The 12,643-nt window shown below is 36.9% G+C and carries 13 protein-coding genes and 1 CRISPR repeat array; of the genes, 10 read left to right on the top strand and 3 right to left on the bottom strand.

Annotation, left to right across the window (positions count from 1 at the left end):
- Nucleotides 1–92: 92 nt before the first annotated feature.
- Nucleotides 93–674 carry an NAD(P)H-dependent oxidoreductase gene (locus PF272_RS10305; protein WP_065238644.1) on the top strand — a complete coding sequence of 194 codons (582 nt, stop codon included), beginning with the start codon at nucleotides 93–95 and terminating at the stop codon, nucleotides 672–674.
- A gap of 169 nt (nucleotides 675–843) precedes the next feature.
- Nucleotides 844–1,776 carry an alpha/beta fold hydrolase gene (locus tag PF272_RS10300; RefSeq protein ID WP_413789450.1) on the top strand — a complete coding sequence of 311 codons (933 nt, stop codon included), beginning with the start codon at nucleotides 844–846 and terminating at the stop codon, nucleotides 1,774–1,776.
- Here the strand turns inward: PF272_RS10300 and PF272_RS10295 are convergent.
- A complete protein-coding gene (locus tag PF272_RS10295) occupies nucleotides 1,773–2,093 on the bottom strand; it encodes a DUF5389 family protein (RefSeq protein WP_065234693.1) in 321 nt (106 codons plus the stop codon). The genes PF272_RS10300 and PF272_RS10295 overlap by 4 nt on opposite strands.
- Before the next feature lie 74 nt (nucleotides 2,094–2,167).
- Between PF272_RS10295 and PF272_RS10290 the strand changes: the two genes are divergently transcribed.
- The 3 genes from PF272_RS10290 (at nucleotide 2,168) to ubiA (ending at nucleotide 4,736) form a co-directional block, all read left to right on the top strand.
- Entirely contained in the window at nucleotides 2,168–3,025 is an 858-nt protein-coding gene (locus PF272_RS10290) for a rhomboid family intramembrane serine protease (RefSeq protein ID WP_271142682.1), read from the top strand.
- A gap of 80 nt (nucleotides 3,026–3,105) precedes the next feature.
- Nucleotides 3,106–3,873: a DeoR/GlpR family transcriptional regulator gene (locus PF272_RS10285; protein WP_065234691.1), complete on the top strand. Its 768-nt coding sequence runs from the start codon at nucleotides 3,106–3,108 to the stop codon at nucleotides 3,871–3,873.
- Entirely contained in the window at nucleotides 3,870–4,736 is an 867-nt protein-coding gene (ubiA, locus tag PF272_RS10280; RefSeq protein ID WP_065234690.1) for a 4-hydroxybenzoate octaprenyltransferase, read from the top strand. The genes PF272_RS10285 and ubiA overlap by 4 nt, the downstream gene beginning before the upstream one ends.
- 69 nt (nucleotides 4,737–4,805) lie before the next feature.
- On the opposite strand, the gene PF272_RS10275 is transcribed toward ubiA, so the two are convergent.
- Nucleotides 4,806–5,882 carry a Gfo/Idh/MocA family protein gene (locus PF272_RS10275; RefSeq protein WP_271142681.1) on the bottom strand — a complete coding sequence of 359 codons (1,077 nt, stop codon included), beginning with the start codon at nucleotides 5,880–5,882 and terminating at the stop codon, nucleotides 4,806–4,808.
- An 8-nt stretch (nucleotides 5,883–5,890) separates the two neighbouring features.
- Complete coding sequence (locus PF272_RS10270) at nucleotides 5,891–6,583, bottom strand: FadR/GntR family transcriptional regulator (protein ID WP_065234688.1); 693 nt, start codon at nucleotides 6,581–6,583, stop codon at nucleotides 5,891–5,893.
- Between the two features lie 156 nt (nucleotides 6,584–6,739).
- Here PF272_RS10270 and PF272_RS10265 point away from each other — a divergent pair, with 156 nt between their 5' ends.
- The 5 genes from PF272_RS10265 to PF272_RS10245 all read left to right on the top strand — a co-directional run bounded on the left by PF272_RS10265 (nucleotide 6,740) and on the right by PF272_RS10245 (nucleotide 12,131).
- Nucleotides 6,740–7,753, top strand: coding sequence for an ABC transporter ATP-binding protein (locus PF272_RS10265; protein WP_271142680.1), 1,014 nt, complete (start codon nucleotides 6,740–6,742; stop codon nucleotides 7,751–7,753).
- 112 nt (nucleotides 7,754–7,865) lie between these two features.
- A complete protein-coding gene (locus tag PF272_RS10260) occupies nucleotides 7,866–9,176 on the top strand; it encodes an ABC transporter substrate-binding protein (RefSeq protein WP_271142679.1) in 1,311 nt (436 codons plus the stop codon).
- A gap of 90 nt (nucleotides 9,177–9,266) precedes the next feature.
- Nucleotides 9,267–10,151 carry a carbohydrate ABC transporter permease gene (locus PF272_RS10255; protein WP_231923540.1) on the top strand — a complete coding sequence of 295 codons (885 nt, stop codon included), beginning with the start codon at nucleotides 9,267–9,269 and terminating at the stop codon, nucleotides 10,149–10,151.
- Complete coding sequence (locus PF272_RS10250; protein WP_271142678.1) at nucleotides 10,148–10,981, top strand: carbohydrate ABC transporter permease; 834 nt, start codon at nucleotides 10,148–10,150, stop codon at nucleotides 10,979–10,981. The genes PF272_RS10255 and PF272_RS10250 overlap by 4 nt, the downstream gene beginning before the upstream one ends.
- 40 nt (nucleotides 10,982–11,021) lie before the next feature.
- Nucleotides 11,022–12,131: a Gfo/Idh/MocA family protein gene (locus tag PF272_RS10245; RefSeq protein WP_065238649.1), complete on the top strand. Its 1,110-nt coding sequence runs from the start codon at nucleotides 11,022–11,024 to the stop codon at nucleotides 12,129–12,131.
- A 115-nt stretch (nucleotides 12,132–12,246) separates the two neighbouring features.
- A CRISPR array of direct repeats spans nucleotides 12,247–12,623; the repeat unit is 32 nt; unit sequence GTTTCAACACACAGCCACGCGAAGGTGGCTGC.
- Nucleotides 12,624–12,643 lie beyond the last annotated feature (20 nt).

Raw genomic sequence — 12,643 nt, 5'->3', positions numbered from 1 at the left:
TAAATGAATAAGACCCGTCTTTTTAGGCGGGTCTTGTTTTTGGGAAAAAGAAAAGATTTCTTCGTAAAATATTAAAATAAGGATAGGGTTAAATGAAAATTTTATTACTCAATGGTGGCAAGGCCTTTGGCCATTCTCAAGGCCAATTAAATGCAACTTTGCATAATACAGCAAAAGAGACTTTAGTCGCATTAGGACATGACGTAAAAGAAACTGTAATTGATGCTGGTTATGATATTGAACAAGAGATTGAAAAATTTGTTTGGATGGATGTTGTTATCTGGCAAATGCCGGGTTGGTGGATGGGTGAACCATGGATTGTGAAAAAATATATTGATGAAGTTTTCACATTTGGCCATGGTAAACTTTATCAAAGCGATGGTCGTCACCGTGTTAATCCAACTGAGGGCTATGGTACAGGTGGTTTATTGCAAGGTCGCCAACATATGCTGTCTTTAACTTGGAATGCGCCAATTGAGGCTTTTGAGCGTGAAGGTGATTTTTTTGAAGGTAAGGGCGTTGATGGGGTATATCTCCATTTCAGAAAAGCAAATGAGTTTTTAGGTATTAGCGCATTACCAACATTTATTTGTAATGATGTGATCAAAAATCCAAATGTGGATCAGCATATCGCTGAATATAAAGCACATTTAACAAAATTATTTGCGAAATAAGATACATTTAGACGATATAAAAAGTAATTCGGGTGAATTACAGTAATAATCTTGGCTCAGCTAGTCATATTTTTTATACTATGACGCTGGGCTTTATTTGTATCTATGTTTTTAGCCAAGATACAATAAATTATATCGTTGTTAAGTCATATTTGAGATTATCATGCTGTTGCCAAGAGAAGACCAATTCGATCAATTTGTAGAACAAGAGTTATTACCCTTTGTAGAACAATTTCCTATTAATTACTTAGCTGCAAATGCCAAACAACAGTTAGCTTATCGTTATTTAGTGAATCCAACGCATACAAAATTGATCATTTTGGTAAATGGTCGTGGGGAGAATATTGCTAAATGGAGTGAAATTGGCTACGACTTTTATCAACAAGGATATGATGTTTTATTATTTGATCATCGAGGACAAGGGTTTTCATCTCGTTTATTAGCGGATAAGCATAAAGGCTATATTGATGAATTCCGTTATTATATTGATGATATGGATTTAGTGATTCAACATATTCTGCAACAAAAGTCTTACCAACAGCAGGTATTATTTGCCCACTCTATGGGTGGATTATTAGCAACATACTATTTAGCGACTTATCCACATAATATTGATAAAGTGATTTTATCCTCTCCTTTTCTTGGATTACGAGAAGAAACCGCCTTAAGAGATGAAATTGTTGTTATGCTAATGGTATTGTTTGGATTCTCTGGACGTTATATTTTTACTAAAGGGCCATATAAAGCAGCAGATATTGCCACGACAGATTTAACGCATAGTGCAGCAAGATTAAACTTTATGAATAAAATGGCAGCACGTTATCCAGAAATTCGATTAGGTGGGCCTACTTTTGGTTGGGTTCATCGGATTATTATGGCATTTAAGAAATTACCTAAATTAGTGACTAAAATTCAGGTTCCAGTATTAATTTTGCAATCAGGGGAAGAATCCATTGTTTCTACTAAGAAGGTGAATAAACTCTTTGCTTGTTCACCTTCTGCGCAGATTATTGAAATTGCTGGTGCTAAACACGAAATTATGTTTGAAACAGATACTGTGAGAATAGCTGCTTTTAAACAGATGATTGAGTTCCTTAATTAAGCCTGAAAACCATAGACTGCAATAAGTAACACAGCAAGATAAAATAAGATAAAACAGATAGCCAATACATAGGCAGCAAATTTAGGTTTACGCTGATGTAATTTATAAATGATGCGAGCTAAGATAAATAAGAGTAATGGATAGCTCCACATAAAAATCGACATATTAGTGAACGCCATTTCACTTAAATTTGGATTCTGTTTTAAACTAGGAGAAAGTAATAAAGATAAAGGCCATAATAAAGCTGGAATACAAAAAATAGCGATTGCCCAAGAAAATTTAGAAAAGCCTTCGGGAAAATTATTTTTTTTGCGCATACATCATCATAAATTAGTAAAAATGGTGAACAACAGTATAACGGATTTTATAGTTCACCTCTAGGATTAGCCAAATGCATTATCTTTTTAGTAGTACGCAACTCGCACTAGCGAAACGCTTTCAACAGATCATTCAGCAGCAATATCAGTATCAAATTGAGATCCAACAAGAAAACGAATATTTTCATCTATTTCTCGTCGAAGATTCACCTCAAGTCATTGAACAGATACAGCCTATTGCAAAATGGTTTATGCAGAATCCTAATGATGCTGAATTTAATCAAGTAGAATGGCAAAGTGGTACTACACTTTCTTTTAAACAAATTATTACACCCTTTTCTCAGGTATTTGCTCAACTTCATTGGCAACAAATATTATCTGCAAAATTCACTTTTTTGATTACATTATTATGTGTTGGAATTTATGGCGGGACATTGGTTAATAGTGAGGAAATCTTCATTTATTTCCATTTCCCAGAGTCACCGTTTCAGGTTGCGGAAATTTGGCGTTATTGGTCGCATACCTTAGTACACCTTTCCTTCGCTCATCTATTATTTAATCTATTATGGTGGTGGATTTTTGCGGGATTGATTGAACGTTATCAAGGAATTAAAACCATTTTATTTATCTATCTCTTTTCTGGGATAGTGAGCGGATTTGCCCAATATTTTGCATCTGGTCCTGCATTCTTTGGATTGTCTGGTGTGGTTTATGCTGTACTCGGATATGTGTGGGTTGAGAGTAAATTTGATCGCTCAAAGCGTTTTGTTGTGCCAGCAGGGTTTAGTTGGTTTCTGATTATTGGGATTGTAAGTGGATTCTTTTCCCCTTTAATTGGATTATCTATGGGAAATAGTGCACATATTGCAGGATTATTAAGTGGATGCTTTTTAGCCGGGGTAAATCTTTTCTATCATAAACATAAATCATGATGATTTTTCACAAAAATTTAATGAAAAGATAGTGATTTTTAGTAGAATGACAGCGAATAGTCACTTAACGTGAGGTAGTTATGAAACAAGCAATACGCCATAACCGTATTATCGAATTAGTCAAATTGCACGGTTATATCAGTACTGAAGAGTTGGTTGCAGAATTAGATGTCAGTCCTCAAACAATTCGACGAGATTTAAATGAATTAGCGGCAAAAAATGAAATTCGCCGTCATCATGGGGGAGCAGCTTCACCATCAACTTCAGAAAATAGTGATTATGCCTCACGTAAAACATTGTTATGCCAAGAAAAAGATTGGGTAGCAAAATGTGTCGCTGAACAAATTCCTAATGGTTCTTCTCTTTTTATTGATATTGGTACAACAGCGGAAGCTGTCGCGCGTGCTTTATTGAATCATGAAAATTTACGCATTGTGACCAATAACCTAAATGCAGCTCATATTTTAATGGAGAAAGAGAGTTTCCAAATTATTATTGCTGGTGGTGGTCTACGTCCTGATGGTGGAATTATTGGTGAAGCGACCATGGAGTTTATTTCCCAATTCCGTTTAGATTTCGGTATTTTGGGGATTAGTGCGATTGATCATGATGGCTCTCTCTTAGATTATGACTATCATGAAGTCCAAGTGAAACGTACGATTATTGAAAGTTCTCGTACCAGTATTTTAGTGACTGACCATTCTAAATTCTCTCGTCGAGCAATGGTGCGTTTAGGGTCAATTACAATGTTTGATTACCTATTTACAGATCGTCCATTACCAGGCGAAATGATTTCATTAGTAGAAAATAGTAATTTAGTAGTAAAAGTTTGTCCTTGCCAATCATGATTGGATCGATACATTCTACAAAATTGGTTAGTTATGCGCAGTTAATGCGTTTAGATAAACCAATTGGTTCTTTATTGTTATTATGGCCAACTTTGTGGGCTTTATGGCTGGCAAAAGGTGGTTTTCCTGATCTTAAAATTTTATTAATCTTTGTATTAGGCGTTGTCTTTATGCGTTCAGCAGGATGTGTCATTAATGATTATGCGGATCGTCATATTGATGGACAAGTTAAACGTACTAAACAACGCCCTCTAGCAACAGGTGCGGTAACCGAATTAGAAGCAAAAATACTATTTTTTGTCTTAGTTTTTTGCTCCTTTTTATTAGTATTACAGTTAAATTTCTATGCTATTGGGTTATCGGTTATTGCGGTTTTATTAGCGTTTATCTACCCATTTATGAAACGCTATACTCATTTACCACAACTCTTTTTAGGCGCAGCGTTTGGTTGGTCAATTCCGATGGCGTATGGCGCAACTTTGTCAGGCTTACCATTAGATTGTTGGATTCTATTTCTGGCTAATTTAGCGTGGACGATTGCATACGATACACAATATGCGATGGTGGATCGTGATGATGATTTGCGTATTGGTGTAAAATCGACTGCAATTTTATTTGCAGAATATGACAATAAAATCATTGCGTTACTTCAATTTATCGCTTTGTTGCTACTAATTTATCTGGGGCAAGAGAAAGAGTTAAATACAGGGTATTTTATTGTGTTAGCCATTGCTGCTGCACATTTCATTTATCAATGTAAAATGACTAAATTACGTGCACGTGAAGCTTGCTTTAAAGCCTTTTTAAATAATAATTATTTTGGGATGTGGGTATTTATTGCGATTGTGGTAGGAATGCTCTGATACCAATTTATTAAATATAAAAAGCTGTCAGTGGCTGATACTCTGACAGCTTTTTGCATTTTTAGATGGTTATTCGTTACAGTATTTCACCGCAGTAAGTGTTTTATTTTTGATTGATTGAGTTGCTGCACTTGCGATACAAATTGCTCTAGCAGGTAATTCACAAAGTACACTCGGCTGTTGTTGCTGTAAATGGGTTAGAACGCTTTCAGCTTCTAATTCAATCGCCCGAGTGAGCCAATAAGGGCAACGCTCATTTGGCTGGCCATATTTCTGAATGCCTTTGCTGCTTTCACGTAAAGAAAGATCCGCTTCAAATTCATCATACATATTAAATTGTTGGCGATGACCATTAGCAAATGAAATGGTAACACTGGAAGTAAAAAAATTAATCAGCATAGAGCCGAGTTCACCATGGATAGTAATATCCCACTTAGAGAGATGATAAGCAGATCCCATTTCTAAGGAACCATATACCCCATTTTTAAATTGTAATAAGAGTTGAATGATATCGTGGTGATCAGGTGTTTCTAAATGGGCTCGATTAGTCGATTGTGCGAAAACGTACTCTACTTCACCGACTAGCCATCCTAATAAATCAAGCTCATGGATTTCGTGAAATAATTTCCCACCAGTGAATTGAATATTATTTTTCCACCAATTTGGCTGAAAAATAGGATCAAGCCAACGCTGACGATTCGCACGCACAACAGTCATTTTTCCCAATTTTTGTTGTTGTATTATCTGTTTTGCTTGCTGTAATCCAGGTAATACTCGTAAACAGTGACCAACAAAAATAGTCGTTTGTTGTTGTTTGGCAAGTTGTAATAAGGCATCCGCATCATTCAGCGTAATGGTAAATGGAGATTCAACAAAAACAGCACAGCCATGTTGAAGCGCAATTTCAGCAATTTGACGATGACTGTGGTTATAAGTGGCAATTAATACCAAATCAACAGATTGTTGCGCTAATAAGCTAGGTAGATCGGCATAAGCGGTAGAATCATATTTACTGGCGAGATCTTGTGCTAACCCAATTTGTAAATCGGTAACGCCAACCAACTTAGTTGATGCTTGAGAAAATGCAGCAGCAAGTTGTTGTCCAAAAAATCCACAGCCGACTAAAGCAATCTTGAGATCTTTCATAAACACTCCTATGGATTAATTCGTTGACGTAAATGACGAAAATAGAGCAAAACACTATGCTGAAAGCGATTTATATCTCGCGCTTCTACGGCATCAACCCACTCTTGATAACTTAACGCAATTTGTTCTGGAGTAAGTGATGAGGCGGGCAAATTATCCTCTTGTAATTGGAATATTTGCCAAAAAGCATCTAGATATTGTGATAATAAAGGGTTTTTAATCGCTTGATAGGTTTGTAAGTGAATTTGGTATTCTATCTCGGTGGAATATTCGCCATCTCTTGCTCGTTGCTTCATTTGTAGGCTTAACTCTTGTAAAGCATCAACCTCTTGATCACTAATCTTAGCAATAGCAAGCGGTGCAAAACCATATTGTAAAATTTCACGTACGTCTAAAATATCCAATAAATATTTCATATTGTCTTGCAAATGTAACTGGGTATGAAAAGCAAGACTTTGGATCATAGGGGTCAAAGAAGACTCGCTAATAAAAGTACCAACACCATGATGAATATCTAAAATATGTAATGCTTCTAATGACTTAACAGCTTCTCGCAAGCTAGAACGGCTAACATTAAGATGGGTCATTAGCTCATTTTCCGTAGGCATAAGGTCGCCAGCTTTTAATCCTCTAGACAGAATCAACTGCTTAATTTCTTCTTGCAGTGCTAAATTTGATGCTTTTTTTGCCAATTTTTTCATTTTTGTGATCTTAATCGCAGAAATTTTATTCAAAACAAGACATCATATCTCTAAATTAAAGACATCTGATGTCTTATCTCTTGGTTGTGTAAATAGTAGCTCATTTTTTATAACTTGTCAGTTAAATCTTGAGCGATATAGATAAAAGGAAGGCTTATGGCAACACTATCGTTAAGTCACATTTACAAACGTTATAGCAATGGCTTTGAAGCGGTAAAAGATTTCAACTTAGAAGTTGCAGATAAAGAGTTTATTGCATTAGTTGGTCCTTCTGGTTGTGGGAAATCAACAACATTACGAATGATTGCTGGATTAGAAGATATTTCAGAAGGGGAATTTTATATTGATGATCGTTTGGTGAATGATGTTGAACCAAAAGATCGTGATATTGCGATGGTGTTTCAATCTTACGCCCTTTATCCACATATGACAGTTTATGAAAATATGGCGTTTGCCTTAAAGCTTCGCAAAGTGGATAAAGTGGAAATCGATCGAAAAGTAAAAGAGGCTGCAAGAATCTTAGGATTAGAATCCTTATTGGATCGTAAGCCAAAAGCCTTATCGGGTGGACAAAGACAACGTGTGGCGTTAGGTCGCACAATTGTTCGTTCACCGAAAGTATTCTTGATGGATGAACCGCTTTCTAATTTAGATGCAAAATTACGCAGTAATATGCGTGCTGAAATTATCAGAATTCATAATAAGTTGAATGCAACTACCGTTTATGTGACCCATGATCAAACAGAAGCAATGACGATGGCAGATAGGATTGTAGTAATGAGTGCTGGGGTTGTACAACAAATTGGTTCACCAAAAGAAATTTATGATCATCCGAATAATCTGTTTGTTGCAGGTTTTATTGGTGCGCCAACAATGAATTTTTTACGTGGACGTGTTCAGCAAGGCAATTTTATTACGGAAGATGGTTATAGCTTTAGTATTCCTGAGGAACATTATACAGAGCTAGAACAGCGTGGATGGGAAGGTAAACACGTTATTTTAGGGATTAGACCAGAAAATATTTCTAACGAACCATTGCTATTAGGGAGTTACCAAAAAGCAATGATTACAGCACCTGTTAATGTGGCTGAATTATTAGGTGCTGAATATATTGTGCATCTTGATGTGGGGCAGCAAAGCATTAAAGCTATCGTACATTCTCGGCAGTAAATCAAAATGGGACAAAGTATTAGTTTAGCGTTTGATATGAAACGCGCACATTTCTTTGATCCTGAAACTGAGCAATCACTTCTCTAAATTTTCTCTTATTAAGGAGCATTTTATGAAATTAAAAACTCTTTTAACGGTTGGTGCATCAGTAGTTTTAAGTACTAGCGTCTTTAGTAGTAATGCTTTAGCTGCAGAACTTGCAGGAAATATCACTGTTTGGCATTCATTTACCCAAGGTCCTCGTTTAGAAGTGATTCAAGAGGCTGCAAATGAGTTTATGAAAGAACATCCAAAAGTAAAAATTAAGATAGAAACGTTCTCATGGAATGACTTTTATACTAAATGGACAACAGGGTTTGCTTCAGGCAATGTACCAGATATGAGTACAGCATTACCAAACCAAGTGGTTGAAATGATTAATGTTGGTGCGTTATTACCAATCAACGATTTAATTGACAAAATTGGCCGTGATAAATTCTCTGAGGCCGCAATTAGTGAAGGTACGGTTAAAGGACAAAATTACTCTTTACCACTTTATTCTCATGCTCAAGTTATGTGGATTCGTAAGGATCTATTGAAAAAACATAATTTGGAAGTACCAAAGACTTGGGATGAACTCTATCAAGCAGCAAAAGTATTAACAAAAGATGGCGTTTACGGTTTGTCCGTGCCAATGGGAACTAATGACTTCATGGCAACACGTTTCCTTAATCTTTATGTGAGAAGTGGTGGTGGTAGTTTATTAACAAAAGATTTAAAAGCAGATTTAACCAGTCCATTGGCTCAAGAAGGCATCAAATATTGGGTGAAAATGTATAAAGAAACTTCACCAAAAGATGCGATCAATTATGATGTTTTAAAACAAGCTACTCTTTATTATCAAGGTAAAACCGCATTTGATTTTAACTCTGGATTCCAAATCGGTGGGGTAAAAACAAATTCACCACAATTGTTAGGCGAGATTGATGCATACCCAATTCCAAAAATTAATGTCAATGATCCAGAACGTGGTATTGAAACATCGAATGTACCACTTGTTGTTTGGAAAACTTCAAAACATCCTGAAATTAGCAAAGCCTTTATTGAAACACTATATCAAAAAGATCGTTATATTAAATTCTTACAATCTGTGCCAGTAGGAATGTTGCCAGCGATTAAGGGAATTTCAGATGATCCTGCCTATGCAAATAACCCAATGGTGAAACAATTTAGCCATGCAGAAAAAGTTATTTCTGTTGCAGTAGAAAAAGGAACTGCGATTGGGTATGAACACGGACCAACAGTACAAGGAGGTCTATTAACCAATCAACACATTATTGAAGCAATGTTCCAAGACATTGTGGCGAATGGTACAGATCCAAAAGTTGCTGCGGAAAGAGCCGAAAAACAACTAAATGAGTTGTTTGAAATGGTTGCACCATAGTCGATAAAGTGGGGTGAATAACACCCCACCTTCTAACTAATAATGATTTGATGATTTTTCATTCCCATTAAAATGGGAAGGGGAGGGTTCGTGATTTCAAAAAACTATACCCGATGGATTTTTGTACTACCTGCATTAATTGTGGTTTCTACACTTTTTGTGTACCCATTTTTATCAAGTATTTTTTATAGCTTTACTAATAAAAACTTGATTATGCCGTACTACAAATTTGTAGGATTCGATAATTATCGGGCGGTATTAGGAGATCCAACATTTTGGTGGGCATTTTTAAATTCTATTAAATGGACAGTCTTTTCTTTAGTGGGGCAAATTCTTGTCGGCTTTTCACTAGCTATGGCGTTGAATCGAATCCGTCATTTGCAGTGGTTATATAAAATCCTACTCATTATTCCATGGGCATTTCCAACGATTGTTATCGCCTTTTCATGGCAATGGATTTTAAATGGTGTCTATGGTTATTTGCCTAATATCATTGTCAAACTTGGCCTAATGGATGTTGCGCCGCATTTCTTATCAGATAGCACTTGGGCTTTTGTGAGTTTAGTGTTTGTTAATATCTGGTTTGGTGCGCCATTAATTATGGTGAATGTGCTTTCTGCCTTACAAACCGTACCACAAGAACAATATGAAGCAGCTCGGATTGATGGCGCAAATGCGTGGCAAGTATTCCGCCATATCACATTGCCTCATATTAAAGTGGTTGTTGGGTTATTAGTTGTATTAAGAACGGTTTGGGTGTTTAACAACTTTGACATTATCTATTTAATGACAGGTGGTGGTCCAGCAAACTCAACAATGACGATTCCGATCTTAGCGTACAACATGGGATGGGGTACAAAAATGTTAGGACGTTCTTCAGCGGTTACTGTGTTGTTATTCATCTTCTTGTTACTAGTCTGTTTCATCTATTTCAAAGTCATTAGCCGTTGGGAAAAAGAAGGAGCACATTCATGAAAAAGCAAAAATCGATCCTCGGTAATGTTATTTCGCATGCCTATTTGATGATAGTAACAGTAATTGCAGTATTCCCTCTTGTCTGGATCATTATTTCATCAATTAAAGGGAAAGGTGAATTAACTGGTGATCCAACGAGTTTCTGGCCAAAAGTATTTACGTTGGATTATTACCGCCATGTGATTTATGACTTAAATTTTATTATCAACATCAAAAATAGCTTGGTGATTGCTCTGAGTACAACATTAATTGCGACTGTGATTTCAGCAATGGCGGCCTATGGGATTGTACGTTTCTTTCCAAAATTAGGGAGAATTATGTCTAAGGTATTGATTACTACCTATATTTTCCCACCCATTTTACTGGCAATTCCTTATTCAATTGTGATGGCAAAAGTTGGATTAACGAATACGACATTGGGCTTAGTTATTGTTTACCTTTCATTCAGTGTGCCATATGCGGTGTGGTTATTAGTGGGCTTCTTTCAAACAGTACCAATTGAAATAGAAGAAGCTGCAAAAATAGATGGGGCAAATAAATTTACGGTGTTTTTCAAGATCGTATTGCCGTTAGTTGCACCAGGAATCGTCGCAACTGCCATTTATACCTTTATCAATGCGTGGAATGAATTCCTTTATGCGCTGATATTAGTTAATGATACCAGCAAAATGACGGTAGCCGTGGCATTACGTTCATTAAATGGCGCAGAGATTTTAGATTGGGGCGATATGATGGCAGCTTCAGTCTTAGTGGTTCTTCCTTCAGTATTATTCTTCTGTTTTATCCAAAATAAGATAGCGGGTGGATTATCAGAAGGATCCGTGAAATAAGCAAATGAATTTAGATTGAATATCCTCAAGGAGTATAAAAATGGTGAAATATGGCGTTGTCGGTGTGGGTTATTTTGGTGCGGATTTAGCTCGTTTTATGAATGAGAATGAAGATGCAAAAGTTACCGTAGTTTATGACCCAGAAAATGGTAAGACGATTGCAGCGGAATTGAACTGCGATGCTGCTGATAGCTTAGAAGCGTTAGTGAGTCGTGAAGATGTAGATTGTGTGATTGTCGCAACACCAAATTATTTGCATAAAGAGCCCGTTTTGTTAGCAGCAAAACATAAAAAACACGTATTTTGCGAAAAACCAATTGCATTAAGTTATGCTGATTGTGATGAGATGGTGCGTGCTTGTGAAGAGAATGGTGTAATCTTTATGGCTGGGCACATTATGAACTTCTTTAATGGGGTACACCACGCAAAAGAACTGATTAATCAAGGTGTTATTGGTAAAGTTTTATATTGCCATACGGCACGTAATGGTTGGGAAGATGTACAGCCAAGCATTTCTTGGAAAAAAATTAGAGCAAAATCAGGAGGCCACCTGTATCACCATATCCATGAATTAGACTGTGTACAGTTTTTAATGGGCGGAATGCCAAAAACAGTGACGATGACAGCCGGCAATGTTGCACATCAAGGCGAACAATTTGGTGATGAAGATGATATGTTATTCCTAAATATGGAATTTGAAGATGGACGATTTGCTGTATTAGAGTGGGGGTCTGCTTTCCGCTGGGGAGAACATTATGTGTTAATTCAAGGCGAAAAAGGCGCTATTAAGCTCGATATGTATCATTGTGGTGGTACATTGCGTGTAGATGGGCAAGAAACTCATTTCTTAATCCATGAAACACAAGAAGAAGATGATGACCGTACTCGTATTTATACAGGTACAGAAATGGATGGCGCAATCCAATATGGTCACCCAGGTAAACGCACACCATTATGGTTAAGTTCTGTGATGAAAAAAGAGATGAAATACCTTAACGATATTATGCATGGTATGAAACCATCAGCAGAGTTTGAAAAATTGCTTACCGGTGAAGCTGCTCGTGCAGCGATTGCCACAGCGGATGCTTGTACCCGTTCTCGTTATGAAAATCGTAAAGTAGAAGTTGCTGAAATTATCCATGGTAAGTAACTAGAACAATCAATTTCATTGCGTTAATCAAGATAGCTGTGCTGTTTAGCCAGCTATTTTTTTATGACTAGGTATTTTTTACCTCTTTTATCAAGAGGGGCTAGGGGAGATATATCTCTCAATACACTGCCATGCGAAGGTGGCTGCCTTTTTCTCCCGTTGATAAAGCCGTAATTTTCCAGCGTGTTTCAACACACAGCCACGCGAAGGTGGCTGCTATTGATGCCTTTAACTGCTTGGAAATGGAATTTGTTTCAACACACAGCCACGCGAAGGTGGCTGCCGATTAAACCGGTGGAGACGGTCTAAAGAGGTTACAATGTTTCAACACACAGCCACGCGAAGGTGGCTGCCAAAAAAAGATTATTAAATAATCAAGCATTGGGAGCGTTTCAACACACAGCCACGCGAAGGTGGCTGCGGTTTTGCTGGTTCTACCCCCCCCCCTATATGGGAACCTGTTTCAACACACAGCCACGCGAAGGTGGCTGCTTGCTGAATTTTATAAAGAC

This window comes from Gallibacterium faecale (assembly GCF_027920745.1).
GTDB lineage: Bacteria > Pseudomonadota > Gammaproteobacteria > Enterobacterales > Pasteurellaceae > Gallibacterium > Gallibacterium faecale.
The sequence above is the reverse complement of the archived record's forward strand: the minus strand, read 5'-3'. Positions and strand labels throughout refer to the sequence as shown.